Source organism: Pseudomonas sp. AK181, from assembly GCF_051122975.1.
GTDB lineage: Bacteria > Pseudomonadota > Gammaproteobacteria > Pseudomonadales > Pseudomonadaceae > Aquipseudomonas > Aquipseudomonas lactis.
Map to the genome: position 1 here is coordinate 414,496 of NZ_CP146348.1, position 23,951 is coordinate 438,446.

The 23,951-nt window shown below is 60.9% G+C and carries 29 protein-coding genes; 11 read left to right on the forward strand and 18 right to left on the reverse strand.

Annotation, left to right across the window (positions count from 1 at the left end):
* Nucleotides 1-126: 126 nt before the first annotated feature.
* From ftsY to rpoH, 4 genes are all read left to right on the forward strand, one after another.
* Nucleotides 127-1,539 (forward strand): signal recognition particle-docking protein FtsY, encoded by a 1,413-nt coding sequence (gene ftsY, locus V8689_RS01935; protein ID WP_056783063.1) that lies wholly within the window; start codon nt 127-129, stop codon nt 1,537-1,539.
* The gene (gene ftsE / locus V8689_RS01940; RefSeq protein WP_003195112.1) at nt 1,536-2,207 is read left to right on the forward strand and encodes a cell division ATP-binding protein FtsE; all 672 of its coding nucleotides are present in this window, start codon (nt 1,536-1,538) and stop codon (nt 2,205-2,207) included. Before ftsY ends, ftsE begins: the two co-directional genes overlap by 4 nt.
* Complete coding sequence (gene ftsX / locus V8689_RS01945) at nt 2,204-3,226, forward strand: permease-like cell division protein FtsX (RefSeq protein ID WP_003195111.1); 1,023 nt, start codon at nt 2,204-2,206, stop codon at nt 3,224-3,226. The genes ftsE and ftsX overlap by 4 nt, the downstream gene beginning before the upstream one ends.
* Before the next feature lie 130 nt (nt 3,227-3,356).
* The gene (gene rpoH / locus V8689_RS01950; RefSeq protein ID WP_003176698.1) at nt 3,357-4,211 is read left to right on the forward strand and encodes an RNA polymerase sigma factor RpoH; all 855 of its coding nucleotides are present in this window, start codon (nt 3,357-3,359) and stop codon (nt 4,209-4,211) included.
* A gap of 718 nt (nt 4,212-4,929) precedes the next feature.
* Here rpoH and mtgA read toward each other — a convergent pair.
* Entirely contained in the window at nt 4,930-5,652 is a 723-nt protein-coding gene (mtgA, locus tag V8689_RS01955) for a monofunctional biosynthetic peptidoglycan transglycosylase (RefSeq protein WP_056783061.1), read from the reverse strand.
* Between the two features lie 74 nt (nt 5,653-5,726).
* Between mtgA and V8689_RS01960 the strand changes: the two genes are divergently transcribed.
* The 5 genes from V8689_RS01960 to V8689_RS01980 all read left to right on the forward strand — a co-directional run bounded on the left by V8689_RS01960 (nt 5,727) and on the right by V8689_RS01980 (nt 8,857).
* Entirely contained in the window at nt 5,727-6,101 is a 375-nt protein-coding gene (locus V8689_RS01960; RefSeq protein WP_056783059.1) for a DUF423 domain-containing protein, read from the forward strand.
* 79 nt (nt 6,102-6,180) lie between these two features.
* Nucleotides 6,181-6,381 carry a sulfur carrier protein ThiS gene (gene thiS / locus V8689_RS01965; protein ID WP_056783185.1) on the forward strand — a complete coding sequence of 67 codons (201 nt, stop codon included), beginning with the start codon at nt 6,181-6,183 and terminating at the stop codon, nt 6,379-6,381.
* Nucleotides 6,382-6,435: 54 nt separating this feature from the next.
* Nucleotides 6,436-7,230 (forward strand): thiazole synthase, encoded by a 795-nt coding sequence (locus V8689_RS01970; protein WP_003195103.1) that lies wholly within the window; start codon nt 6,436-6,438, stop codon nt 7,228-7,230.
* 9 nt (nt 7,231-7,239) lie between these two features.
* A complete protein-coding gene (trmB, locus tag V8689_RS01975; protein ID WP_056783056.1) occupies nt 7,240-7,965 on the forward strand; it encodes a tRNA (guanosine(46)-N7)-methyltransferase TrmB in 726 nt (241 codons plus the stop codon).
* 79 nt (nt 7,966-8,044) lie between these two features.
* Nucleotides 8,045-8,857, forward strand: a complete 813-nt coding sequence (locus V8689_RS01980) for a hypothetical protein (protein WP_056783054.1) — start codon at nt 8,045-8,047, stop codon at nt 8,855-8,857.
* Here the strand turns inward: V8689_RS01980 and V8689_RS01985 are convergent.
* The 10 genes from V8689_RS01985 to V8689_RS02030 all read right to left on the reverse strand — a co-directional run bounded on the left by V8689_RS01985 (nt 8,850) and on the right by V8689_RS02030 (nt 16,156).
* Nucleotides 8,850-9,398, reverse strand: a complete 549-nt coding sequence (locus tag V8689_RS01985) for an RNA 2'-phosphotransferase (protein WP_056783052.1) — start codon at nt 9,396-9,398, stop codon at nt 8,850-8,852. The genes V8689_RS01980 and V8689_RS01985 overlap by 8 nt on opposite strands.
* A gap of 29 nt (nt 9,399-9,427) precedes the next feature.
* Nucleotides 9,428-9,751: a DUF3392 domain-containing protein gene (locus tag V8689_RS01990; protein WP_003195099.1), complete on the reverse strand. Its 324-nt coding sequence runs from the start codon at nt 9,749-9,751 to the stop codon at nt 9,428-9,430.
* Nucleotides 9,752-9,770: 19 nt separating this feature from the next.
* Nucleotides 9,771-10,973 (reverse strand): radical SAM family heme chaperone HemW, encoded by a 1,203-nt coding sequence (gene hemW / locus V8689_RS01995; RefSeq protein WP_056783050.1) that lies wholly within the window; start codon nt 10,971-10,973, stop codon nt 9,771-9,773.
* Complete coding sequence (gene rdgB / locus V8689_RS02000) at nt 10,970-11,566, reverse strand: RdgB/HAM1 family non-canonical purine NTP pyrophosphatase (protein WP_056783049.1); 597 nt, start codon at nt 11,564-11,566, stop codon at nt 10,970-10,972. The genes hemW and rdgB overlap by 4 nt, the downstream gene beginning before the upstream one ends.
* Complete coding sequence (locus V8689_RS02005) at nt 11,563-11,997, reverse strand: DUF4426 domain-containing protein (RefSeq protein WP_056783048.1); 435 nt, start codon at nt 11,995-11,997, stop codon at nt 11,563-11,565. Before V8689_RS02005 ends, rdgB begins: the two co-directional genes overlap by 4 nt.
* A gap of 21 nt (nt 11,998-12,018) precedes the next feature.
* A complete protein-coding gene (gene metW / locus V8689_RS02010) occupies nt 12,019-12,639 on the reverse strand; it encodes a methionine biosynthesis protein MetW (RefSeq protein WP_003195091.1) in 621 nt (206 codons plus the stop codon).
* 7 nt (nt 12,640-12,646) lie between these two features.
* Nucleotides 12,647-13,786 (reverse strand): homoserine O-succinyltransferase MetX, encoded by a 1,140-nt coding sequence (gene metX, locus V8689_RS02015; protein ID WP_056783045.1) that lies wholly within the window; start codon nt 13,784-13,786, stop codon nt 12,647-12,649.
* A 218-nt stretch (nt 13,787-14,004) separates the two neighbouring features.
* The gene (locus V8689_RS02020; protein WP_056783043.1) at nt 14,005-14,592 is read right to left on the reverse strand and encodes a YggT family protein; all 588 of its coding nucleotides are present in this window, start codon (nt 14,590-14,592) and stop codon (nt 14,005-14,007) included.
* Between the two features lie 25 nt (nt 14,593-14,617).
* The gene (proC, locus tag V8689_RS02025) at nt 14,618-15,436 is read right to left on the reverse strand and encodes a pyrroline-5-carboxylate reductase (RefSeq protein ID WP_056783041.1); all 819 of its coding nucleotides are present in this window, start codon (nt 15,434-15,436) and stop codon (nt 14,618-14,620) included.
* 33 nt (nt 15,437-15,469) lie between these two features.
* The gene (locus tag V8689_RS02030) at nt 15,470-16,156 is read right to left on the reverse strand and encodes a YggS family pyridoxal phosphate-dependent enzyme (RefSeq protein ID WP_056783039.1); all 687 of its coding nucleotides are present in this window, start codon (nt 16,154-16,156) and stop codon (nt 15,470-15,472) included.
* Nucleotides 16,157-16,213: 57 nt separating this feature from the next.
* Here V8689_RS02030 and V8689_RS02035 point away from each other — a divergent pair, with 57 nt between their 5' ends.
* The gene (locus tag V8689_RS02035; RefSeq protein ID WP_056783037.1) at nt 16,214-17,248 is read left to right on the forward strand and encodes a type IV pilus twitching motility protein PilT; all 1,035 of its coding nucleotides are present in this window, start codon (nt 16,214-16,216) and stop codon (nt 17,246-17,248) included.
* Nucleotides 17,249-17,396: 148 nt separating this feature from the next.
* Here the strand turns inward: V8689_RS02035 and V8689_RS02040 are convergent, their stop codons facing one another.
* Nucleotides 17,397-18,035, reverse strand: coding sequence for a C40 family peptidase (locus V8689_RS02040; RefSeq protein ID WP_056783034.1), 639 nt, complete (start codon nt 18,033-18,035; stop codon nt 17,397-17,399).
* Between the two features lie 249 nt (nt 18,036-18,284).
* On the opposite strand from V8689_RS02040, the gene V8689_RS02045 reads away from it, so the two are divergent.
* On the forward strand, nt 18,285-18,713 hold the full coding sequence (locus tag V8689_RS02045) for an NINE protein (protein WP_003195076.1): 429 nt from the start codon (nt 18,285-18,287) through the stop codon (nt 18,711-18,713).
* Nucleotides 18,714-18,860: 147 nt separating this feature from the next.
* Here V8689_RS02045 and V8689_RS02050 read toward each other — a convergent pair whose 3' ends face one another.
* From V8689_RS02050 to V8689_RS02075, 6 genes are all read right to left on the reverse strand, one after another.
* Nucleotides 18,861-20,132 (reverse strand): dihydroorotase, encoded by a 1,272-nt coding sequence (locus tag V8689_RS02050; protein WP_034128939.1) that lies wholly within the window; start codon nt 20,130-20,132, stop codon nt 18,861-18,863.
* Nucleotides 20,129-21,133, reverse strand: coding sequence for an aspartate carbamoyltransferase catalytic subunit (locus tag V8689_RS02055; protein ID WP_014720325.1), 1,005 nt, complete (start codon nt 21,131-21,133; stop codon nt 20,129-20,131). Before V8689_RS02055 ends, V8689_RS02050 begins: the two co-directional genes overlap by 4 nt.
* A 24-nt stretch (nt 21,134-21,157) precedes the next feature.
* Nucleotides 21,158-21,664 (reverse strand): bifunctional pyr operon transcriptional regulator/uracil phosphoribosyltransferase PyrR, encoded by a 507-nt coding sequence (gene pyrR, locus V8689_RS02060; protein WP_056783033.1) that lies wholly within the window; start codon nt 21,662-21,664, stop codon nt 21,158-21,160.
* 148 nt (nt 21,665-21,812) lie between these two features.
* Complete coding sequence (gene ruvX / locus V8689_RS02065; protein WP_016972946.1) at nt 21,813-22,250, reverse strand: Holliday junction resolvase RuvX; 438 nt, start codon at nt 22,248-22,250, stop codon at nt 21,813-21,815.
* On the reverse strand, nt 22,250-22,819 hold the full coding sequence (locus tag V8689_RS02070) for a YqgE/AlgH family protein (protein WP_032894725.1): 570 nt from the start codon (nt 22,817-22,819) through the stop codon (nt 22,250-22,252). Before V8689_RS02070 ends, ruvX begins: the two co-directional genes overlap by 1 nt.
* A 203-nt stretch (nt 22,820-23,022) precedes the next feature.
* The gene (locus V8689_RS02075; protein ID WP_056783031.1) at nt 23,023-23,928 is read right to left on the reverse strand and encodes an energy transducer TonB; all 906 of its coding nucleotides are present in this window, start codon (nt 23,926-23,928) and stop codon (nt 23,023-23,025) included.
* Nucleotides 23,929-23,951: the final 23 nt, after the last annotated feature.

The following is a 23,951-nucleotide window of genomic DNA, read 5'->3' on the forward strand; positions in this document are numbered from 1 at the left end:
AGGCCCTATTTAGGCCTTACAAAATGTTGCGCATGAACGAGCTGGCTAAAAAACAGTCTGTTACGCATCGAATTTTATTTACCGGCGCGCCCTGTGGCGCGTCGCTACCTTGAGATAGCCGTCTCCATGTTTGGTTCCAACGACGACAAGAAGACCCCAGCTGCGGCTGGCGAGAAGAAAGGCCTGTTCGGATGGCTGCGCAAAAAGCCGCAGGAAACCGTCGTCGAACAGCCACAGGTTCACGCCGAACCGACCCCTGAACCCGTAATAGAAGCCGAACCGGTTGCCGAGACGCCAGTTCCGGTGGTGTTGCCGATGGCTGAGCCGGTGTTGCAGCCGGTCGTCGAGGCCGAGCCGGAGCCGGAGCCGGAACCTGAGCCCGAGCCCGAGCACAAGCCCTGGTTGGAGCTGCCCGTGGCCGAAGAGCCCGTGGCGTTGGTGGAGGATGTTCAGGCCGAGCACGTCGTGCCGCCGATTCCTGCAGTGGTCGAGCCGGTGCCGGTAGAGGTTGTGGCAGAAGTACCGCCCGTCGTTGAAGTGCCTGCACCGGTTGTCGCTGCACCTGCCGTTATCGAGCCAGAACCCGCCGCTGCCGCAACCGAAACCAGCAAAACCGGATTCTTTGCCCGCCTCAAGCAGGGCCTGAGCAAGACCAGCGCCAGTATTGGCGAAGGCATGGCCAGCCTGTTCCTGGGCAAGAAAGTCATTGATGACGAATTGCTGGAAGACATCGAGACCCGCCTGCTCACCGCCGACGTGGGCGTCGAAGCCACCGCCGTGATCATCCAGAGCCTGACGCAGAAGGTCGCGCGCAAGCAGTTGACCGACGCCGATGCGCTGTACAAATCCCTGCAGGCTGAGCTGGCCGCCATGCTCAAACCGGTTGAAGCGCCGCTGGTGATCACGCCGAAAAAGCCGTTCGTCATCCTCGTGGTAGGCGTAAACGGCGCTGGCAAGACCACCACCATCGGCAAACTGGCCAAGAAGCTGCAAGGCGAGGGCAAGAAAGTCATGCTCGCCGCCGGTGACACCTTCCGTGCCGCGGCCGTCGAGCAGTTGCAGGTGTGGGGTGAGCGCAACAAGATCCCGGTGATCGCCCAGCACACCGGTGCCGACTCTGCGTCGGTGATCTTCGATGCCGTGCAAGCCGCCAAGGCGCGCAACATTGATGTGCTGATCGCCGATACAGCCGGCCGCCTGCACACCAAAGACAACTTGATGGAAGAGCTGAAGAAAGTGCGCCGCGTGATCGGCAAGCTCGACGCCGATGCACCCCATGAAGTCCTGCTGGTGCTCGACGCCGGTACCGGCCAGAACGCCATCAGCCAGGCCAAGCAATTCAACCAGACGGTGCAGCTGACCGGCCTGGCATTGACTAAGCTCGACGGCACGGCCAAGGGCGGTGTGATTTTCGCCCTGGCCAAACAGTTCGGGTTGCCGATTCGCTATATCGGCGTCGGTGAAGGCATCGACGACCTGCGCACCTTTGAAGCCGAACCCTTTGTACAGGCACTGTTTGCCGAGCGGGAGCGTTCATGATTCGATTCGAACAGGTCGGTAAACGCTATGCCAACGGGCATGTGGGCTTGCATGAGCTGAGCTTTCGAGTGCGTCGCGGCGAATTCTTGTTTGTCACCGGCCATTCGGGTGCGGGCAAAAGTACGCTGTTGCGCCTGCTGCTGGCCATGGAACGCCCGACCACCGGCAAGTTGCTGCTGGCGGGCCAGGACCTGGCCACTATCAGCAATGCGCAAATTCCATTCCTGCGCCGCCAGATCGGCGTGGTGTTCCAGAACCACCAATTGCTGTTCGACCGCACGGTGTTCAACAACGTGGCCCTGCCGTTGCAGATCCTCGGGCTGTCCAAGGCCGAGATCGTCAAACGCGTGGATTCGGCCCTGGAACGTGTGGCGTTGTCGGACAAGACCGACCTCTTCCCCGGCGACCTGTCCACCGGCCAGCAACAGCGTGTCGGTATCGCCCGCGCCATCGTCCATCGCCCGGCTTTGCTACTGGCGGACGAACCCACCGGTAACCTCGACCCGCGCCTGGCGGCCGAGATCATGGGGGTGTTCGAAGACATCAACCGCCTGGGCACCAGCGTCTTGATCGCCAGTCACGACCTGGCCCTGATCGCTCGCATGCGCCATCGCATGCTCACCCTGCAACGCGGCCGCCTGATCGGCGATGGGGAGGCTGGCGTATGAGTGCTACACGCAGCCCTAAAGTATCCGAACGGGTGGCGCCGAAGCCGGCCGACCCGCAACCGAAAAAGAAAAAGCACGACGAAGACGACGGCCCGGACTTCGGCACCCTGGTGCACGCCTGGATCGAAAGCCATCGCGCCAGCCTGCTGGACAGCCTGCGTCGCCTGGGCAAGCAACCGATCGGCAGCTTTTTCACCTGCCTGGTCATGGCCGTGGCCTTGAGCCTGCCGATGGGCTTGTCGCTGTTGCTTAATAATGTGGAGCGCCTGGGCGGGTCCTGGCAGCGGGCGGCGCAGATTTCGCTGTACCTGAACCTGGACACCAGCAGCAAGGAAGGCGAAGCGCTGCGCGATGACATCAAGAACATCCCGGGGGTGGCCGAGGCCGAGTACATCAGCCGCGACCAGGCCCTTGAAGAGTTCCAGCAGCAATCGGGCCTGGGCGAGGCGCTCAAGGAGCTGCCGCAGAACCCACTGCCGGGCGTGGTGCTGGTAACGCCGAACGAGGTCGACAAGCCGGCGCTGGAGGCCCTGCGACAAAAACTCGCAGAGATGCCGAAGGTGCAACAGGCGCAACTTGATCTAGTCTGGGTAGAGCGCCTGGCCGCGATCCTCAAGCTGGGTGACCGCTTTGTGTTCGGCCTGACGGTGTTATTAGTGTCTGCATTACTTTTGGTGATAGGTAATACCATTCGTCTTCATATTGAAAACCGTCGCACCGAGATAGAAGTGATTAAACTGGTGGGCGGCACAGACAGCTATGTGCGCCGGCCTTTCCTGTACATGGGCGCGCTGTATGGCCTGGGTGCGGGGATCTTGTCCTGGGGTGTACTGGCGTTTGGCCTGGATTGGTTGAACGACGCGGTTGTCGGCTTGGCCGGGCTTTACGGCAGTGATTTCGCCTTGGCCGGTGTGCCGGTAGCCGATGGTCTGAGTCTCTTGCTTGGCGCGGTGTTGTTGGGGTATATCGGTGCGTGGATTGCGGTGGCACGGCATTTACGTGAGCTGGCGCCGAAGTAGTTAATGTCAGATTAATCTGGTTTCGTTTGTATTGACCGTATCAGCGGTTTAGGGAACTTGTCCTACGGTTCCCAGGTCAATTTTCGCAGTGCTGAACTGCACGAGTTATGTGAGTCGGAGGTTTTTTCGTATGACCACTTCTTTGCAACCTGCTTATGCCTTGGTCCCAGGTGCGAACCTGGAAGCCTATGTGCACACGGTCAACAGCATTCCATTGCTGACGCCCGAGCAGGAGCGTGAACTGGCCGAGAGTCTCTACTATGAGCAGGATTTGGGGGCGGCTCGGCAGATGGTGCTCGCCCACCTGCGTTTTGTCGTACATATCGCCCGTAGCTATAGCGGCTACGGTCTGGCCCAGGCCGACCTGATTCAGGAAGGCAACGTTGGCCTGATGAAGGCTGTGAAACGTTTCAACCCTGAAATGGGCGTGCGCCTGGTGTCGTTTGCCGTGCACTGGATCAAGGCGGAAATCCACGAGTTCATCCTGCGCAACTGGCGCATCGTGAAAGTGGCCACCACCAAGGCCCAGCGCAAGCTGTTCTTCAACCTGCGCAGCCAGAAAAAACGCCTGGCGTGGCTGAACAACGAAGAAGTCCACCGCGTGGCCGAAAGCCTCGGCGTGGAGCCGCGTGAAGTGCGCGAGATGGAAAGCCGCCTGACCGGCCATGACATGGCCTTCGACCCAGCCGCCGAAGCGGATGACGACAGCGCCTTCCAATCGCCGGCCAACTACCTGGAAGACCACCGGTACGACCCGGCGCGTCAACTGGAAGACGCCGACTGGAGCGACAACTCCAACCACAACCTGCACGAAGCGCTGGAAGTGCTGGACGACCGCAGCCGTGACATCCTCTACCAGCGCTGGCTGGCCGAGGAGAAAGCCACGCTGCACGACCTGGCGCAGAAGTACAACGTGTCGGCCGAGCGGATTCGTCAGCTTGAGAAAAGCGCGATGAACAAGCTGAAGTTGTCGATCGCCGCCTAAAACGCAGCGAACAAAGAATGCCCCGATCGAAAGATCGGGGCATTTTTGTATGTGTTCGTAAATTTCAAATCCACCACAGTCCACTGTGGGAGCTGGCTTGCCTGCGATAGCGGTGTGTCAGTTTGCAGATAAGTTGGCTGGCCTGCCCTCATCGCACCATAGGTATCTACACAACTTTGTGAGCTGTAGCAGCAGACGGTAACCACGATGCGAAGCGAGCCGCTCTTGATCTGCTTTTGATCTTGATCTTAAGCGCCCCGTCAAACCACGCTGGCCGGAATTCGACAGGGATTTGGGGGGTAAACCGGCAGGGATGCCGGTTTAGCCGCCCCGCGCCATGGATGGCGCGTGGCGGCGGCCCCCCAAATCACTGGCGAATTCCGGGCACACCGAGCCTAAGCGAGGTGCCGAGTGGTGGGGCAAGAGCGTTTTGCTTACTTTTGCGCTTTTCAAAAGTGAGCCGCTGTCAGAGCGGAACCCTAGGTGGCCGTTACCGCAGGAATGGATATGTAAACGGTCCAACTGTGCTGACTGTCAGGCCGCCTTCGCAGGCAAGCCAGCTCCCACATTTGAATCGCGGCGCGTTAGTTAGATCGGCGCCGGCTGTCAGGCCGTCACGGGAGCAAGCTCCCTCGCCACAGGCCCAGCGTCGTATCGAAGTTGTGTAGATACTTATGCTCATCGCAGGCAAGCCAGCTCCCACAGGTCCCGTATTGTGTCAGTCGGACCAGGGTGCCTTTCGAGAGTTGTTCAGCTCTACCAGATAACCATCCCCACCCAACTGGCTCATCTGCTGACGAATCCATGCCGCTCTAAGTGCCACATAGGCTGTGGGATGGCTGGCACTCCACACCCGTGGATTGGGCAACACCGCCGCCAGATAACTGGCCTGCTGCCGCGAAAGCCCCTTGGCGCTCACGCCAAAATGGTGCCGCGCCGCCGCCTCTGCGCCAAACACACCTTCATCCCATTCCACGCTGTTGAGGTACACCTCAAGAATCCGCTGCTTGGGCCACAACACCTCGATCAACCCGGTAAACCACGCCTCCAGGCCTTTGCGCAAATAGCTGCGCCCGGCCCACAGAAACAGGTTTTTCGACACCTGCTGGCTCAGGGTGCTGGCACCGCGAATCGAGCCGCCGCGTTCGTTGTGCAGAATCGCCGCCTGGATCGCGCCGAAATCAAAACCCCAATGTTGCGGGAAGCGCTGGTCTTCCCCGGCCATCACCGCCACTTTGAGGTCATCGCAGATTTCATCCCACGGCACCCAGCTGCGTTGCAGGTCAATGGGTTCGCCATCTATCCAGGACTCAACCTTGCGCTCCACCATCAGCGCAGTGAACGGCGGCGGCACCACACGAAACAGCAGCACCAGCAATACACTGCCGATGGCAAACCATTTCACGACGTTGAGAAAGCGTTTGAAGAGGACACGCAGCATAGAGATGGCTTGGCCGAACCCGTTGAGCGGGCCATTATACAGACCCTGCCCGATGAGTCTGACTGGAGTTCCCCATGCTGCGTAGCTTTCTGATGCTGGCTGCCTTTTTCGGCTTTACCGGCGTTGCGCTGGGCGCGTTCGCCGCCCACGGCCTGAAAAACCGCCTGAGCACCGACTACCTGGCGATCTTCCATACCGGCGTGACCTACCAGTTGGTGCATGCCCTGGCGCTGTTCGGCGTGGCCTTGCTGGCGGCGCATATTCCGGGCCGGCTGGTCACCTGGGCGGGCGTTTCGTTTACTGTCGGCATCCTGCTGTTCTCGGGCAGCCTGTATGTGCTGACCATGACCGGCATCAGTAAACTGGGGATCATCACGCCGTTTGGCGGGCTGGCGTTCCTGCTTGGCTGGTTCTTCCTGGGCCTGGCGGCGTGGCGCTTGCAGCTTTGACCGCTTGACGCTTGGAGCTGACCTTCAGGTTCCAATCGCGCTAGAATGCGGGCCCCTAAAAACGATGGCGGCCCGTGGCATGCGCATTCAGTTGAACGGCGAATCCTTTGAACTGCCCGACGGCGAAACCGTTGCGGCCCTGCTGACCCGTCTGGACCTGACCGGGCGTCGCGTCGCAGTGGAGCTCAACCTGGATATCGTCCCGCGTAGCCAGCACGCCGAGACTGTGCTCACCGAAGGTGACCAGGTCGAAGTGGTCCACGCCATCGGCGGCGGCTAGCCCGCCCCGGCCGCAACGCATTCTGCAGAACCTCATCCAACCAGAGGATTTCCCATGAGCATCGTTCGTAGCGACAAGCCTTTCGTCCTGGCCGGTCGTACCTACCAGTCCCGTCTGCTGGTCGGTACCGGCAAGTACCGCGACATGGAAGAAACCCGCCTGGCCATCGAAGCCTCGGGTGCCGAGATCGTCACCTTCGCCGTGCGCCGCACCAACCTTGGCCAGATCGAGGGCGAGCCGAACCTGCTCGAAGTGCTGTCGCCGCAGCGTTACACCTTCCTGCCCAACACTGCTGGCTGCTACGACGCCATCGAAGCCGTGCGCACCTGCCGCCTGGCCCGTGAGCTGCTCGACGGCCACAATCTGGTGAAGCTGGAAGTGCTGGCCGACCAGAAAACCCTGTTCCCCAACGTGATCGAAACCCTCAAGGCCGCCGAAACCCTGGTCAAGGAAGGCTTCGATGTGATGGTCTACACCAGCGATGACCCGATCATTGCGCGCCAACTGGCAGAAATCGGCTGCATCGCGGTGATGCCGCTGGCCGGTCTGATCGGTTCCGGCCTGGGTATCTGCAATCCGTACAACCTGCAGATCATCCTCGAAGAAGCCAAGATTCCGGTGCTGGTGGATGCGGGCGTCGGCACAGCCTCCGACGCTACCATCGCCATGGAGCTGGGCTGCGACGCCGTACTGATGAACTCGGCCATTGCCCATGCCCAGCAACCAATCATGATGGCCCAAGCCATGAACCACGCCATCGTCGCGGGCCGCCTGGCCTACCTCGCCGGGCGCATGCCGAAAAAACTCTATGCCAGCGCCTCTTCGCCGCTGGATGGTCTGATCAAGTAAGAGCTATTGATGACTGAATCAAACGAAACGCCGAACACCGTGGAAGAGGGCGACGAGTCCAAGCACCGCCGCATCAAGAGTTTTGTGATGCGCGCCGGTCGCATGACCGAAGGCCAGCAAAAGGGCCTGGAGCAGGGCACGCCGCTGTTCGTGTTGCCCCTGGCCGATGCGCCGGTGGACTACGACCAGGTGTTTGGCCGTTCAGCCCCGCGCTCTCTGGAAATCGGTTTCGGCATGGGCCATTCCCTGCTGGAAATGGCTGCGGCCGCCCCGGAGCAGGATTTCATCGGTGTAGAAGTTCACCGTCCAGGTGTCGGCGCACTGCTCAACGGTGTGCTGACCCAAGGCCTGAAAAACCTGCGGGTCTACGACTGCGACGCGATTGAAGTGCTCAACCGCTGCATCGCCGACAACAGCCTCGACCGCCTGATGCTGTTCTTCCCCGACCCATGGCACAAGGCCCGTCACCACAAGCGCCGCATCGTCCAGGCCTCCTTCGCGGAGCTGGTGCGCAGCAAGCTGAAAGTGGGCGGCATCCTGCACATGGCCACCGACTGGGAACCGTATGCGGAATACATGCTGGAACTGATGAACGTTGCCCCTGGCTACCGCAACCTGGCCGAAGACGGCAAATGCGTACCACGCCCGGCCGAGCGGCCGATCACCAAGTTCGAACGCCGTGGCGAGCGATTGGGGCATGGGGTGTGGGATTTGAAGTTCGAGAAGTTGGCTTAACTCGCGTTGCTAATCACGGCGGTGGAATCGATGGGTTCCACTGCCGCTTCGCTTTTTACTTGTAAAGGAATACAAGCGCTTGAAAACCCTCCTTTCCAGTCTACTGTTGCTCAGCCTGCTGTCTGCGACAGCCTTCGCGGCCAGCACATCCTCTTTGCCAGTGACTTCCAGTGACGACTACTTTGAGCGTGCTCAGAAGAAGGCGGAACAACTCAAGCTGATGTTCGATGAGAGCGTCAAGCTGGAAACCAGTGGCAAGCTGGATAAAGCCACGTTGCCCGAAGAACTCAAAGAGGTTCAGGGTGTCATGACTGCGTTCCAAGATGATCTGAAAATGGCCTCGGAGGGCGGGCATGTTGTTGCGACCTATATGCTGGCCAATATCCAAAGCCGGTTCGGCATGTCCGAGGAAGAACGCAAACAGGTGTGTGAGCCGATGCACAAGGCAATGGATCAAGGTTTGTTAGCCGCCGGCGTGGGGTATTACTATCAATGTGATATGGCGTACATGCGTCTAAATCTGCTTGATCCTGGGCACGTAAAGTACCTGGAAGCGCTCAAGCAGATGCTTCTGAACGTTGATCCCAACCATGACTATTATCCGCTGTACACCAATCGTTCGCTTTGTTTCGAAGGTGATCGGCTAGCTGAGATCAAGGAAGAAAGAACCTTGGGCAACATGCAAGCACGCGCCAGCGCGCGGATGCTGACCTATGATCAGTACCGGGCGGATGCCTACTACATCTTGGCGGCGACTCGTATGAACGACAAAGGTGAGCCCGACAGCGTGAATTTGACCTACCTGAATCAGGCGCTCGCGCTGGGTTGCAAAGACCCGATGACACTTAAAGAGTATTACGAAAAAGCATTTGGCAGTCAGGCCTCTAAATAGCTTCGAGGAACTGGGCAGGAACCTGCTTCGTCAGCCAAACCCCATTCTGCGCCTGATAAAACTTGAAACCCTGGGCCAGCATCTTCGAAGTGTTGATCTTCAGAATAACCACTTTCCCATAGCGCTGCCCAACTTCCCTGGCCGTCTCAAGCTGTTCACTGAGATGCACATGATGTCGTGACCCGGGAATCAGGCCCTTTTGGCTGATTGACTCGATGAAGCGCGTTGCGGTGCCGTGGTACAGGACGGCTGGTGGTTGTCTTTCATCGAGTTGTAGCTGGACGCCTTGGTTGGAGTGACCCTGCACGGCGCGGATGTGTTGACCGTCCTCGGAGAACGAAAAGCGCTTCTTCTCGTTTGTGCGTACCACCTGCTCCAGCAGTTCTCGGCTAAGGCTGCGCCCGTCGCGGCTGGCCGCCTCAATCAGCTCTGCAATGCCTGCCCAGCCTTCTGAATCCAATGAAAGGCCAATTGCCTGAGGCTCATGGCGCAGTACATAGCTGAGAAATTTGCTAGTGTCGTCCAGAAGCTTTTTGCTCATGAGATGTCCTTGCCTTCATCTGGATGAAATCAGCGGCGGTCTGCGACGACGCCAATCAACACCAGCACCACGATCAACACCGGCGCCAGGCTGTAGTTATTGAACTGGCTCAACCCCCGCACAATCCACGGCGTGGCATAGATCAACGCCGCGCCGCTGCCGATCAGGCACAGCAGGGCCATCAAGGGTACGCGCAAGGCGCCGGCGATGCTGCCCAGGCGCGCTTCGACCCAGCCCTTGATGTCGGCGCCGAACAGCACCAGCAAACAGCCCACAAGAGCCAACGAGATTTCCGACAGGTTGCTACGGCTCCAGCGGGATACGGTGGCGAGCAGGTCGAGTACCAGATCCATTCGATTTCCTTAAGAGCTATCAGCTCAAAAACTTCTGCAACAGGTCATTGAGAAAGAGTTGCCCACGGTCGGTGGCCGCCAGGCGTGACGGTTCGACCTGCATTAATCCACTTTGTTCTGCGTCGCGGCGGCCTTCGTCGAGGCTCGCCAGATCGAGGCCGGTGCGCTCGGCGTAGAGCTTGGCATCAACCCCGTCGGTGAGGCGCAGCGCGTTCATCAGGAACTCGAACGGCAGTTCATCGTTGGTCAGTTCTTTCGCGCCGGCCTGGAAGCTTTTGGCCGGGTTGAGGTAGTCCTTCGGTGCACGGGTTTTCCAGGTGCGGATGATGCGCCCGTCCGGGTGGCTGAGCTTGCCGTGGGCGCCGGCGCCGATGCCGATAAAGTCGCCAAAGCTCCAGTAATTGAGGTTATGCCGCGCCGGCCGCCCCGGTTGGGCGTAGGCCGAGACTTCATATTGTGCGTAACCGTGTTCGGCCAGCAGCGCCTGGCCGGCTTCCTGGATATCCCACAGTGTGTCGTCTTCCGGCAGCGCGGGTGGCTGGTTCCAGAACACGGTGTTGGGTTCCAGGGTCAGTTGGTACCAGGACAGGTGCGTGGGCTTGAGTGCAATGGCCTGGCGCAGGTCGCCCAGGGCGTCTTCCAAAGACTGGTTGGGCAAGCCGTGCATCAAGTCCAGGTTGAAGTTATCGAACCCGGCCTGGCGCGCCATACCGGCGGCGCGCACGGCTTCATCGCCATTGTGGATACGGCCCAGGGCTTCAAGCTTCTCTTGCTGGAAGCTCTGGATGCCGATGGACAGGCGATTGATCCCCAGCTTGCGGTACGCCACGAACTTCTCTTGTTCGAACGTCCCGGGGTTGGCTTCCAGGGTGATCTCGATATCGTCGGCAAACGGGATGCGCGCTTCAACGCCCTTGAGCAGGCGGCCAAGTGCAGCAGCGCTGAACAGGCTGGGCGTGCCGCCACCGAAGAAAATCGAGCTCAGCTTGCGGCCATACACGGCGTGCAGGTCTTGGTCCAAGTCGGCCAGCAAGGCGTCCACATACTCTTCTTCCGGCAGCACTTTGCTTGCGGTGTGGGAATTGAAGTCGCAATACGGGCATTTGCGCACGCACCACGGAATGTGGATGTACAGCGCCAGGGGCGGCAGATGGGGCAGGGCCGCCCGGGGTGTTTGCGCGCCACCGTGGATCAGCGGCTGCGCAGAGGTGTTCTGGGTCATTTCAAACCCAGGCGCTGGCGCAGTAACGCCATGGCGCGGGCGCGGTGGCTGATCTGGTTCTTGTCGGCCGGGCTCAGTTCGGCGCTGGACACATTGCGCTCCGGCACCCAGAACAGCGGGTCATAGCCAAACCCATGCTCACCGCTGGCGGCTTGCAGAATGCGCCCGTGCCACAGGCCTTCACACAGGATCGGCAACGGGTCATCGGCGTGCCGCACCAGTGCCAGCACGCAGACGAACTGCGCACCACGCTCGGCCTCCGGTACGTCCTTGAGGGCGTCGAGCAGCTTGGCGTTGTTGGCCGCGTCGCCCTTGCCGTCGGCGTAACGGGCCGAGTAGATGCCAGGGGCGCCGCCGAGAAAGTCCACGGCCAGGCCCGAATCATCCGCCAGGGCTGGCAGGCCAGAGATACGTGCGGCATTGCGGGCCTTGAGGATGGCATTCTCGACGAACGACAGGCCGGTCTCTTCCGGTTCGACCTGGCTGAACTCACCAATCGAACGCAGGTGCACAGACTTACCGAGCATGGCCTGCAGTTCTTTGAGTTTGCCGGCGTTGTGGCTGGCGAGTACGAGTTGGGTAAGGTTCATCATTCGGCCGGGAACAGTTCTTGGTTGAATTGGAAGCCGTGGGCCTTGCCGCCGGTTTCAACGTTGATGGTAAACGTCTTGTATTCCCGCTGGGTCACCGAGTAGGGCGCGAGGTAGCTGATGCCGTTTTTTTCTTCGATCTGCTTGAACGTCAGGATCTCGCTCTTGCCACCCAGGTCCTTGATGGTACCGGTGACTTGCGCGGCCACCGGGCTTACGCCCTTGATCACGGTCACGTTGATCAACCCTTTCTCCTTGCTGCGCACCACGCCGACTTTCTGAGCGGTCTCGGGTGGCAGGAAGCTTGAAGTGAAGGTGTTGTAATGAACGGTGATATCGCCAAAGTCTTTCTTGCGATTAGCGTCGATAGTGTCGGCGGCCATGGCGCTGGCGCCCAGGCATGCGGTCAATAGAAAAATAGCCAAACGACTCATGAACGTCCCTCTTGAAGATGATTAGACGGCAACTTTGTGGTCGGTCAGGCCAGGACTGCTGACCCGGTAAATACCAATTTCGCCCAACAGGTTGGGCCATAGCTTACTCGCCCAGCCGTGGCGGTGCTGTTGATCGACGGCAAGGCGGTTGATCACCTTGGCTTCACGCTCGCCACACAGGGCTTCGAAGTCTTCGAAGGTGCAAAAGTGGATGTTCGGCGTGTTGTACCAGGTGTAGGGCAGGAAGTCGGAGACCGGCATGCGCCCCTTGGTGGCCAGGTACCAGCGGCAGCGCCAGTGGCCAAAGTTGGGGAAGGTGATGATGCATTGGCGGCCCACGCGCAGCATTTCGTCGAGGATGCGGTCCGGGTAGTGCACCGCTTGCAGGGCCTGGGTCATCACCACGATATCGAAGCTGTTGCTGGCAAAGTTGCCCAGGCCCTTGTCCAGGTCCTGCTCGATCACGTTGATGCCCTTGGCCACGCACTGGGCGATGTTGTCCGGGTCGTTTTCCAGGCCGTAGCCGGTGACTTGCTTGTGGTCGCGCAGCCAGCTCAGCAGTTCGCCGTCGCCGCAGCCCAGGTCGAGCACGCGGCTGCCGGCGGGGATCCAGTCTTGGATGATTTCCAGGTCGGCTCTCATGGCGTTCTCACAAAGTAATGCGGTTCATGTAGTTACTGAACGCCTGCAGATAGCGTGGGATCGGAATCAGGAAGGCGTCGTGGCCTTGCGGTGCATCGATCTCCAGGTAGCAGACGTCTTTCTTGGCGGCCATCAGGGCATCCACCAGCTCACGGGAGCGTGCCGGCGAAAAGCGCCAGTCGGTGGTGAACGACATCACGCAGAACTTGGCCGTGGCGTGCTCGAAGGTTTTTGCCAGGTCGTCATCGTGGTTGGCGGCCGGGTCGAAGTAGTCCAGGGCCTTGGTCATCAGCAGGTAGGTGTTGGCGTCAAAGCGCCCCGAGAATTCCTCGCCCTGGTAACGCAGGTAGCTTTCCACCTGGAACTCGACGCTGTGGAAGTCGTAGTTGAGCTTCTCGCTCTTGAGGCCACGGCCGAATTTCTCGCCCATGGAATCGTCGGACAGGTAGGTGATGTGGCCGACCATCCGCGCCAGCATCAAGCCGCGCTTGGGGATCACGCCCGCTTCCTGGAACGAACCGCCGTGGAACTCGGGGTCGGTGAGGATCGCCTGGCGCGCCACTTCGTTGAAGGCGATGTTCTGCGCCGACAACTTGGGCGCCGAGGCGATGGCCAGGCAATGACGCACGCGGTCCGGGTAAGTAATGGTCCATTGCAGCGCTTGCATGCCGCCCAGGCTGCCGCCAATCACGGCGGCCCACTGGTTGATGCCCAGCAGGTCGGCGAGGCGTGCCTGGCTGTGCACCCAGTCCTCTACCGTCAGCACCGGGAAGTCGGCGCCGAACGGCTTGCCGGTCTCCGGGTTGAGGCTGCTGGGGCCGGTGGAGCCGTTGCAGCCGCCGAGGTTGTTCAGGCTGACCACAAAGAACTTATTGGTGTCGATGGGCTTGCCAGGGCCGATGCAACTGTCCCACCAGCCTGGCTTGCGGTCGTCGACGCTATGGAAGCCGGCGGCGTGATGATGGCCGGACAAGGCATGGCAGATCAGCACGGCGTTGCTCGCCGTGGCGTTCAGTTGGCCATAGGTTTCGTAGATCAGGTCGTAGGCTGGCAACGAACGGCCGCAGGCCAGGGCCAGGGGTTCGCTGAAATGCGCCACTTGTGGCACGACCAGTCCAACAGAATCGGGGGGGAAGGCAGCTGGCATCGACCCTGCTCTCGTTTAAATGAGGCGTAAGTCTAAAGAGCGGGGACCCTAGCGGCAAGCAATGGTCGGGGGTTAGCGTGATCGTTCCCACGCTCCGCGTGGGAATGCCTCTTTGGACGCTCTGCGTCCTGCCCTGGTGACGCGGAGCGTCACGGGCTGCATTCCCACGCAGAGCGTGGGAACGATCAGTTCTTCGCGAGCAAGCTCGCTCCTACAGGTCAGATCAGGCCAAACAGCTCTTTTGGCATGAACGCATAGTAGGCCAGGCGTGGAATCACCCAGCTCTGCAGCAGTTGAATCGCGATAAACGCAAAGATCGGCGAAATATCCAGGCCGCCCAGGTTGGGGATCAGGCGACGGAACGGCGCCAGCACCGGCTCGGTGATCTGATAGACCAACTCGGCACCCGGGCTACGGCTACCCGGTGCGACCCAGGACAGGATCACGCTGATGATCATCGACCAGAAAATGATCTTCAGGAACAGCGAGAAAATCCCGATCAGGCCCCATGGCAACAGCAGCACGGTGAAGGCCTGGTAGCCATTGAGCATCAGGATCACCACGAACAGCAAAATCTGCAGCAACAGCGCCAGCACCAACGACGACATGTCCAGGCCGAACAGGCTCGGGATCACCCGGCGCAGCGGCTTGAGCAGCGGTTGGGTGGCCTTCACCACGAACTGGCACAGCGGGTTGTAGAAGTTCGCGCGCACCAGTTGCAGGATAAAGCGCATCAGCACGATCAGCAGGTACAGGCTGCCCAGGGTCTGGATGATGAAAATGGCAGCGTCATTGATTCCGAGCATGTTTGATTACCTTGGTAAGGGACGACTATTTGCCCAGTTGCTCAGCCATCTCGGCTGAACGATGTGCGGCGGCACCCAGTGCTGTTTCCACCAGGGCTTCAAAGCCCCCGGCCTGGAACGACTCGATAGCCGCTTGTGTGGTGCCGCCTGGCGAGGTGACGCGACGGCGCAGTTCGGCGGCATCCACTTCACTGCCGACCGCCATTTTCGCGGCGCCCAGGGCGGTTTGTTCCGCCAGTTGCTCGGCCACGTCGTGGGGCAGGCCCAGCTTGACGCCGGCGGCTGTCATGGCCTCGATCAACAGGAAGAAGTAGGCCGGGCCGCTGCCGGAGACGGCGGTGACCGCGTCCAGTTGCTGCTCCTGCTCCAACCACACGGCGATGCCCACCGCAGACAGCAGTTCCTGGGCCTGGTCACGTTGCTGCGCGGTGACTTCGCCAGTGGCATACAAACCGCTGACGCCCTGGCGCAGCAGCGCCGGGGTGTTGGGCATGCAGCGCACGATAGGCTGGGCACCGAGCCAGTTGGTCATGCTGGCGCAGGTGATGCCAGCGGCAATCGACACCACCAGTTGATGGGGTTGCAGGCTCGGGCGCAGGCTCTCGCACACGGCCTTCATGGCTTGGGGCTTGACCGCCAGCACGATCACGTCGACGCCGTGGATGGCCTCGGCGTTATCGGCGAAGGTTTTTATGCCGTGTTCGGCGCTGACGCGCTCGCGGGTCTCGGCGCCCGGGTCGCTGGCGCGGATCTGCTCGGCGTCCAGGCCCTTGGCCCGCAGGCCACCGATCAGGCTGGCCGCCATGTTACCGGCGCCGATAAAGGCAATACGCGTGTTGCTCATGACAGGTCCTTATTTCGAGGGATGTCAGCCATTTCACGGCTGGCCGTAGTCGCGGGCGCCAAACAGGGCGGTACCGATCCGCACCCAGGTGGCGCCTTGGGCAATGGCCGACTCAAGGTCGTGGCTCATGCCCATGGAAAGTGTGTCCAGCGCCAGGTTCAAGCTGGCTTGCAAGTCGCGCACCGTGGCGAACGCCGCATCCTGTTCGGCCCGATCTTCAGTCGGCTCGGGAATCGCCATCAAGCCCCGCAGCTTCAAGCGCGGCAGGGCGCTGATCGCCATGGCCAGGGCCGGCAGGTCGGCGGGTGTGCAGCCGGACTTGCTGGCTTCGCCACTGACATTGACCTGGATGCAGATATTGAGCGGCGGCAGGTCGGCCGGGCGTTGTTCGGACAGGCGTTGTGCGATTTTCAGGCGGTCCACGGAATGCACCCAAGCGAAGTGCTCGGCGATGGCGCGAGTCTTGTTCGATTGAATGGGGCCGATGAAGTGCCAACTCAAGGGCAGGTCGGTTAAATCCGCCTGTTTGCCCAGGGCTTCCTGCAGGTAATTTTCACCAAAGTCGCGCAGCCCGGCGGCGTAGGCTTCGCGCACTGCCTGCGCGGGTTTGGTCTTGCTCACGGCCAGCAGGTGGATGCTGCTTGCGTCACGTTGCACGGCGTCGGCTGCGGCGCGGATGCGCTGGCTAACCAGGCCGATGTTGTCTGCTATCGTCGACATTCAAGATGCGCCCGTGGATATGGAGTCCGCGGCATTCTACTGGAAATGGAAAGCCCTATGGATATCACGCAATTGCTGACGGCCAGCGTAAGCCGAGGCGCCTCAGACCTGCATCTGTCAGCCGGCCTGGCACCGATGCTGCGCATTGATGGCGAGGTTTGGCCCCTGGATGGGCCGGCGCTGAACGCTACCCAGGTGGTCGACTTATTGAGCCCTTTGCTGAATAAGCATCAACAAAAGGATTTCGAAACATCTCTTGAAACGGATTTTGCCTTCGAATTGCCAGGCGTCGCCCGGTTCCGGGCGAACGTGTTCCGCCAGGATCGCGGCGTGGGTGCGGTGTTTCGGGCTATCCCGGCTGAGGTACAGAGCCTCGAGGCACTGGGATTGGGCGAGGTGTTCCAGCGTATCGCCCGCCTCCCGCGCGGCCTGGTGCTGGTGACCGGGCCCACCGGCTCCGGCAAATCCACGACCCTGGCGGCGATGATCGACGACCTGAACCGGCATCGACGCCAGCATATCCTCACGCTGGAAGACCCCATCGAGTTTATCCACAGGCCGAAAATGGCCCTGGTCAACCAGCGCCAGGTGCATCGCGACACCCACAGTTTTTCGGTAGCCCTGCGTTCAGCCCTGCGTGAAGATCCGGATGTGATCCTGGTGGGTGAACTGCGCGACCTGGAAACCATCCGCCTTGCGCTGACGGCGGCAGAGACCGGGCACCTGGTGTTTGGCACCTTGCACACCTCGTCGGCGGCAAAGACGGTAGACAGGCTGGTGGACGTCTTCCCGGCCGGGGAGAAGGCGATGGTCCGCTCGATGCTGTCGGAGTCGTTGCAGGCGGTGGTGTCCCAGGTGCTGGTGAAGAAGGTGGGCGGCGGGCGCGTGGCCGCCCATGAAATCATGCTGGGCACCCCGGCGATTCGAAACTTGATCCGCGAAGACAAAGTGGCGCAGATGGTTTCGGCTATTCAGACCGGTGGGGCGTTGGGGATGAAGACCCTGGATATGAGTTTGAAGGCGTTGGTGGGCGCGGGAGTGATTAGCCGGGAAGAGGCGCGGGAGAAGGCGAGGGTGCCGGCAGATATCTAAAACGCACAGATACACAATGTGGGAGCTGGCTTGCCTGCGATAGCGGACTGTCAGGCACTCTCTCTGCCAACTGACCCCCCGTCATCGCAGGCAAGCCAGCTCCCACATTTGATTGCATTTCAAATGGGGAGCTTCAGTGGCGCCTGGCTTAGCGCTGCACGATCCGCAGGTTGCTGTTCTGCTCTTTAGGCAGTACCCGCTTGGCAATCACGTAGTTCTTGTTCCAGAACGGTTTTTTCAGCGTGTCGATGCTCACCGACTTGCCACGGCGCGGTGCGTGGATAAAGCGGTCGTTGCCCAGGTAGATGGCAACGTGGTTGACCTGGCGGCTCTTGAGCTTGAAGAACAACAGGTCGCCCGGTTTGAGGTCCTTGCGGTCAACCTTCAACCCATGGCCGGCCGCCATGGCGTTGGAGGTGCGGGGCAGGTCCACTGCTTTTACATCGTTAAATGCATATTTCACCAGCCCGCTGCAGTCGAACCCTTTACTTGGGCTGCTGCCGCCCCAACGATAAGGTGTACCGAGCACGTTGACGGCACGGCTCAAGACGTTGCTGCTTTGCTTGGTGTTCACGGCCAGCTGGGTGGAAAGCGCTTTGCCGTTGACCTTGCTCAGTTGAGTCGGGCGGCTGACGGTTGGCTTTGCCGATTTGGCAGTGCTGGGCGTGCTATGGACTTTAGGGGTGAAACCGTTAACGTTCGGAAGTCGTTGCTCACGATTGGTGGCGTGGGCGGCCAGTGGCATTAATAGGCAAATGGTTAGCCATGTCTTGAAAAATGGTCGCATTAGGCGTGGCTCTTATGGGTTTGCGCGCAACTTTATAACAGCTTTTTGTGCTGTTCTCAGGCCGTTTGTCGACTGAACCTTGGGGTCAAACTCAGGAAAAACGCGACGATTCGCCGCAATTGTCCTACACAAGGCAGGTGGCACAAGGCTTTGAGGGCAGGAAGATACCATTTACCGTACGTCGGGCGCCCGTAAAAAAGTCACAAAGAAAATGAAAAAATTTATCTATCGAAGCAAAAGAGGTCCTTCATGAACACCTATCAACAGGTTGGTCAGCAGCACGATACCCACAGTAAGGCGATTGGTTACCTGCTGTGGATTTTCGGTTTTACCGGGGCTCATCGCTTTTATTACGGCAAGCCCGTGACCGGTACGATCTGGTTTTTCACCTTCGGCTTGCTGGGTATTGGCTGGCTGATCGACTTGTTCCTGATCCCGGCCATGGACCGTGAGGCCGACCTGCGGTTTACCGCTGGGCCGATTGAATACAACGTGGCGTGGATTCTGTTGGCGTTCCTGGGGGTGTTTGGCGTGCACCGCATGTATCAGGGCAAATGGATCACTGGTCTGATCTACCTGCTGACCGGCGGTTTGTTCCTGGTCGGGGTGCTGTATGACTTCTGGACGCTGAACACGCAGATCTCGATCCGCAATGCCGAGCGCAACAGCGGCCGCTGAGCACTGATCGTTCCCCCGCTCCGCTGATCGTTCCCCCGCTCCGCGTGGGAATGCAGCCCAGGACGCTCCGCGTCCACCTTTGGAGTGGTGACGCAGAGCGTCACAGGATGCGTTCCCACGCAGAGCGTGGGAACGAGCGTCATCGCTTCAAGCCTGGTAGCTGATCCGCCCATCCATCAAGGTATACCGCACCGTCGCCGGCAGGCTGTGGCCGATGAACGGGCAGTTTTCGCCCTTGGACAACCAGCGCTCACCAGCCACCGTCGAGCTTGCCAGGTCGAACAGCACCAGGTCCGCCGGTGAGCCCACCGCCAACTGACCCGCCGGCAAGCGCAGGGCTTCGGCCGGGCCGGCGCTCAGGCGTGCCAGCAGTGTTGGCAGGTCCAGCAAGCCGTCTTCCACCAGCGTCATCGCCAACGGCAACAACAATTCCACGCTGCTGATGCCCGGCTCGGTCGCGCCAAACGGTGCCAGCTTGGCGTCTCGCTCGTGAGGTTGGTGGTGGCTGGAAATCGCCGACACCACACCCGACTTCACTGCCGCCCGCAAACCGTCACGGTCTGCCTTGGTGCGCAGCGGGGGCTGTACGTGGTACAGGCTGGAGAAGTCGATCAGCGCTTCATCCGTCAGGATCAGTTGGTACAGGGCGACATCCGCGGTTACCCGCAAGCCACGGGCCTGGGCCTGGGCGATCAGGGCCACGCCCCGGGCGCTGGTCAACTGGCTGAAATGCGCACGCACGCCGCTTTGTTCCACCAGCAACAAATCACGGGCCAGGGCCACGGTTTCTGCGGTTTCCGGAATGCCCGGCAGGCCGAGGAAGCTGGCCACCGCACCTTCATGGGCCAGGCCGCCTTCGGCCAGGTCGCGGTCCTGGGAATGGAAGATCACCGTCAAGTCGAAGGTGGCCGCGTATTCCAGGGCACGGCACAAGGTGCGCGTGCTGCGAAAGCTTTCCAGGCCATTGCCGAAGGCCACGCAACCGGCGTCACGCAGGGCGATCAATTCGGCAAGTTGCTCGCCGTCCAGGCCCTTGCTCAAGGCGCCAATGGGAAACACTTTGCAATTGCCGGCTTCGCGGGCGCGGTCCAGGATCAGCTCGGTCACAGCGGAAGTGTCCAGCACCGGCTTGGTATTGGGCGGGCAACACAGGCTGGTCACGCCACCGGCGGCAGCGGCTTGGGTTTCACTGGCGATGTTGCCTTTGCGGCTGTAGCCCGGCTCGCGCAGGGCGACATTCAGGTCCACCAGCCCAGGCGCGGCCACCAGGCCCTTGGCATCGATGCTTTGGCCGGCGTTGAAGCCTGCGGGGGCGGCGCCGATGGCGACGATCTTGCCGGCGTCCAGGTGTAGATCGGTAACTTGGTCCAGGCCACTGGCCGGGTCGATGACTCGGGCGCCGAGAATGCTGAGCTTCACTGGGCCTGCTCCTGCTCGAATTGACGTTGCGCGGTTTGCCCGCTCATGGCCATGGACAGCACAGCCATGCGCACGGCGATGCCGTAGGTCACTTGGTTGAGAATCACCGATTGCGGGCCGTCGGCCACCGCCGACTCAATTTCCACGCCGCGGTTGATCGGCCCCGGGTGCATCACGATGGCATCCGGCTTGGCCTTGGCCAGGCGTGCGGTGGTCAGGCCGAACAGTCGGTAGAACTCACCTTCGCTGGGCAACAAGCCCCCAGCCATACGCTCGCGTTGCAGGCGCAGCATGATCACCACGTCCACATCCTTGAGGCCCTCGGCCATGTCGGTGTAGACCTTCACGCCATACTGTTCGATACCGATGGGCAACAAGGTCTTGGGCGCGATCACGCGGATGTCCGGGCAACCCAGGGCCTTGAGGGCCAGCATGTTCGAACGCGCCACCCGCGAATGCAGGATGTCGCCGACGATGGCCACCGAGAGGTTTTCAAAGCTGCCTTTGTGCCGACGAATGGTGAGCATGTCGAGCATGCCCTGGGTCGGGTGCGCGTGACGGCCGTCGCCGCCATTGATGATCGCCACGTTCGGGCACACATGCTCAGCAATAAAGTGCGCAGCGCCGGAGTCGCCGTGGCGTACCACGAACATGTCGGCCGCCATGGCTTCCAGGTTGCGCAGGGTATCGAGCAGGGTTTCGCCCTTGCTCGCCGACGAGGTGGACACGTTCAGCGTGATCACATCGGCCGACAGCCGCTGGGCTGCCAGTTCAAAGGTGGTGCGGGTGCGGGTGGAGTTCTCGAAGAACACATTGCAGATGGTTTTACCGCGCAACAGCGGGACTTTCTTCACTGCCCGGCCACCGACTTCAAGGAACGAGTCGGCGGTGTCGAGGATTTCGGTGAGCAGTTCGCGGGGCAAACCGTCGAGGGACAAGAAGTGTTGCAACTGGCCCTGAGCATTGAGCTGCAGCGGGCGCTTGGCATCTAGAGGCGTCATCGCGGGGACTCTTTACAAGGCGGTTTAAAGGGCAAGGTCTTGCAGTTCGAGTTCGAGCGGCGTGGGACCGGACAATTTTACCCGCTGCTGGGGGGCAAGCGACAGGGTGGCGCCTACGACGTCCGGGCTGATCGGCAGTTCGCCAGCATCCAGGTCCAGCAGGCACACCAGGGTCACGCTGGCCGGGCGGCCATAGTCGAACAGCTCGTTCATGGCGGCGCGGATGGTGCGGCCGCTCATCAGCACGTCGTCGATCAATACCAGGTGCTGGCCTTCGATCTCGAAGGGCAGGGCTGAAGGGCGCACCTGCGGATGCAGGCCGTTCTGGCTGAAATCGTCTCGGTAGAAGGACACGTCCAGGGTGCCCAGGGGCGAATCACTGCCCAGTTCTTTGAGTAGCGCCTGGGCCACCCACACACCACCGGTGCGTATGCCGATAAAACGCGGTTCGCTGATGGCACGGTGTTCCAGGTGCGCCTTGAGGCGTATCGCCATCTGGCTGATCAGTTCGGCAGGGTTCGGCAAGCTCATGGTGGCTCCTTGTTAAGTGTGTAGGAGCGAGCTTGCTCGCGAAAAACGTCAACGATAACGCGTGAAAACCTGGAAGTGCGCGGTGCCTGTGAGTTCTTCGCGAGCAAGCTCGCTCCTACAAAAACGGCATAGCAGCAAGCCGCGTCAGTCAGGATTCAAATAAAGCGGTGTTTTCATCCAGCCAGCCCTGCAACAGCAAGGCGGCGGCAATGGCGTCCACCGGGTTGTCGCGATAACTGCCCTTTTGCCCGCCACGGTCACGGCGCTCACCCTTGGCTTCAAAGGTGGTGAGGCGTTCGTCGTGGGTATAGAAGGGCAGGTTGTAGCGGCCATTGAGGCGGCGTGCGAACTTCTCGGCGCGCAGGCACATGTCACTCGGGGTGCCATCCATGTTCAGGGGCAGGCCGACCACCACCGCGTCAGGCTTCCACTCTTTGATGAGGGCTTCGACCTGGTTCCAGTCCGGCACGCCGTTCTGGGCCTTGAGGGTGCACAGCTCGCGGGCCTGGCCGGTGATGACCTGGCCAACCGCTACGCCGATCTGTTTGGTGCCGTAGTCAAAACCGAGGATCAGACGCAAAGTCATCAGGCGTGCCCCGCCTGGCTGGTCAACAGGCTGAGGTTGACCCGCAGCTTGGCCGCGGCCGCTTCCAGGCGCAGTTCGCTGGCGGTGTTGAACAGGATGTCAGCGTCGAAGGGGCAGGTCAGCCAGGCATTGCTGGCCAGTTCGGCCTCCAGTTGCCCGGCTTCCCAACCGGCGTAGCCCAGGGTGATCACACTTTGCTCAGGGCCCACGCCGTCGGCGATGGCGAACAGCACGTCCTGGGATGTGGACAGTGACACGCCTTCAAGGTCTACCGTGGCCTGGTACTTCGGCCCGGTGGGGTGCAAGACAAAACCGCGATCGGTCTGCACTGGCCCGCCGATGTAGATCGGCACGTGCTGGCAGCTTGCCGGCGGGTCGATTTCCGGGCGCAGTTGCTCAAGGATATCGGCCAGGTTCAGCTCCTGCGGGCGGTTGACCACCAAGCCCATGGCACCATTGGCCGTGTGCTCGACGATGTAGGTCAAGGTCTGCGCAAAGTTCGGGTCGGCCATATGGGGCATGGCGATCAGGAATTGGTGCTTGAGGTAGGTCGGGCTGACGTTTTTCATGTCCGCTAGTGTGGCGTTGGAGGGGCGAACTGACAAGTGTAGGAGCGAGCTTGCTCGCTGATCGTCGCTGATCGTTCCCACGCTCCGCGTGGGAATGCATCCCGGGGCGCTCCGCGCTCCAAGAGCAGACGCAGAGCGTCCATGGCGGCATTCCCACGCGGAGCGTGGGAACGATCAGCGGAGCGTGGGAACGATCTGTGCGATCAGTTGCTGGAAAGCCGGTCGCCCTTGGCAAACCGCCAGGTGCGGATGATTTCCAGGCGGTCGACGTCGTTCAAGTCGCCGCTGAACGGCGCGAAAGGCGCGGCCAGGCGCACGATGCGTTGCGCGGCCTGGTCAAGCAGCGGCTGGCCGGAGGACTCCAGCACCTGCACTTCATACAGCGAGCCGTCACGGTTGATCGACACCAGTAAGCGCAAATTGCCATAAATCTGCTGGCGCCGTGCCTCGTCCGGGTAGTTGAGGTTGCCGATACGTTCGACCTTCTTGCGCCACTCGTCCTTATACCAAGCGCCTTTGTCGCGCATGGTCGAGGCCGCGTTCAGGCGGTAGATGCGCGGGCGCTTGGCATACAGCTGTTGCTCATGGGCCAGTTCGGCTTCCAGGCTGGAAATTTCGTCGGACAGCGTCGAACTGTCGAACGTCGGCGCAGGTTTCACCGGTTCGGGCTTGGGTTCGGTCTTGGCCTTTTCGCGCTGGGTCGGGGCTTTTTGCGGCTTGGGCGCGACGGTGGCTACCGCAGCCTTGGGCGCGGCCTGCTTGACCTCGGGCTTGGGTGCCGGCGGCGGGGTGACCTTCTTGACCTGGTTGTCGTGGAAGGGCGCCACTTCGGTGGTCTTGGGCACGGCTTTCTTGTCGAGGGTGCCGCTGCCCTGCTGGTTGTCCTGGGCGAGAAAGTCAGCCTTTTCGGGCTTCTTTTCGCTCTTGAACGTGGCGAGGGTGATTTCCAGGGTCTTGGTGATCTGCTTGGGTTCCACCAGGGTGAACCCTACGCCCAGGAGCAGGGCGAGGTGAATCAGCGCAGCGAGGAACAGGGTAAAACCGAGACGATCAGCCGGGCGCACGCCGCTATGGGTGAATTCGGGGGGCAGATCGGACGGGAGTGTCATGACAAGAAAACCAACATCGCGCG

Bases quoted from the DNA above. Each gene is read 5' to 3' on its own strand.
- ftsY (WP_056783063.1), top strand. From the start codon at position 127: ATGTTTGGTTCCAACGACGACAAGAAGACCCCAGCTGCGGCTGGCGAG.
- ftsE (WP_003195112.1), top strand. From the start codon at position 1,536: ATGATTCGATTCGAACAGGTCGGTAAACGCTATGCCAACGGGCATGTG.
- ftsX (WP_003195111.1), top strand. From the start codon at position 2,204: ATGAGTGCTACACGCAGCCCTAAAGTATCCGAACGGGTGGCGCCGAAG.
- rpoH (WP_003176698.1), top strand. From the start codon at position 3,357: ATGACCACTTCTTTGCAACCTGCTTATGCCTTGGTCCCAGGTGCGAAC.
- mtgA (WP_056783061.1), bottom strand. From the start codon at position 5,652: ATGCTGCGTGTCCTCTTCAAACGCTTTCTCAACGTCGTGAAATGGTTT.
- V8689_RS01960 (WP_056783059.1), top strand. From the start codon at position 5,727: ATGCTGCGTAGCTTTCTGATGCTGGCTGCCTTTTTCGGCTTTACCGGC.
- thiS (WP_056783185.1), top strand. From the start codon at position 6,181: ATGCGCATTCAGTTGAACGGCGAATCCTTTGAACTGCCCGACGGCGAA.
- V8689_RS01970 (WP_003195103.1), top strand. From the start codon at position 6,436: ATGAGCATCGTTCGTAGCGACAAGCCTTTCGTCCTGGCCGGTCGTACC.
- trmB (WP_056783056.1), top strand. From the start codon at position 7,240: ATGACTGAATCAAACGAAACGCCGAACACCGTGGAAGAGGGCGACGAG.
- V8689_RS01985 (WP_056783052.1), bottom strand. From the start codon at position 9,398: ATGAGCAAAAAGCTTCTGGACGACACTAGCAAATTTCTCAGCTATGTA.
- V8689_RS01990 (WP_003195099.1), bottom strand. From the start codon at position 9,751: ATGGATCTGGTACTCGACCTGCTCGCCACCGTATCCCGCTGGAGCCGT.
- hemW (WP_056783050.1), bottom strand. From the start codon at position 10,973: ATGACCCAGAACACCTCTGCGCAGCCGCTGATCCACGGTGGCGCGCAA.
- rdgB (WP_056783049.1), bottom strand. From the start codon at position 11,566: ATGATGAACCTTACCCAACTCGTACTCGCCAGCCACAACGCCGGCAAA.
- V8689_RS02005 (WP_056783048.1), bottom strand. From the start codon at position 11,997: ATGAGTCGTTTGGCTATTTTTCTATTGACCGCATGCCTGGGCGCCAGC.
- metW (WP_003195091.1), bottom strand. From the start codon at position 12,639: ATGAGAGCCGACCTGGAAATCATCCAAGACTGGATCCCCGCCGGCAGC.
- metX (WP_056783045.1), bottom strand. From the start codon at position 13,786: ATGCCAGCTGCCTTCCCCCCCGATTCTGTTGGACTGGTCGTGCCACAA.
- V8689_RS02020 (WP_056783043.1), bottom strand. From the start codon at position 14,592: ATGCTCGGAATCAATGACGCTGCCATTTTCATCATCCAGACCCTGGGC.
- proC (WP_056783041.1), bottom strand. From the start codon at position 15,436: ATGAGCAACACGCGTATTGCCTTTATCGGCGCCGGTAACATGGCGGCC.
- V8689_RS02030 (WP_056783039.1), bottom strand. From the start codon at position 16,156: ATGTCGACGATAGCAGACAACATCGGCCTGGTTAGCCAGCGCATCCGC.
- V8689_RS02035 (WP_056783037.1), top strand. From the start codon at position 16,214: ATGGATATCACGCAATTGCTGACGGCCAGCGTAAGCCGAGGCGCCTCA.
- V8689_RS02040 (WP_056783034.1), bottom strand. From the start codon at position 18,035: ATGCGACCATTTTTCAAGACATGGCTAACCATTTGCCTATTAATGCCA.
- V8689_RS02045 (WP_003195076.1), top strand. From the start codon at position 18,285: ATGAACACCTATCAACAGGTTGGTCAGCAGCACGATACCCACAGTAAG.
- V8689_RS02055 (WP_014720325.1), bottom strand. From the start codon at position 21,133: ATGACGCCTCTAGATGCCAAGCGCCCGCTGCAGCTCAATGCTCAGGGC.
- pyrR (WP_056783033.1), bottom strand. From the start codon at position 21,664: ATGAGCTTGCCGAACCCTGCCGAACTGATCAGCCAGATGGCGATACGC.
- ruvX (WP_016972946.1), bottom strand. From the start codon at position 22,250: ATGACTTTGCGTCTGATCCTCGGTTTTGACTACGGCACCAAACAGATC.
- V8689_RS02070 (WP_032894725.1), bottom strand. From the start codon at position 22,819: ATGAAAAACGTCAGCCCGACCTACCTCAAGCACCAATTCCTGATCGCC.
- V8689_RS02075 (WP_056783031.1), bottom strand. From the start codon at position 23,928: ATGACACTCCCGTCCGATCTGCCCCCCGAATTCACCCATAGCGGCGTG.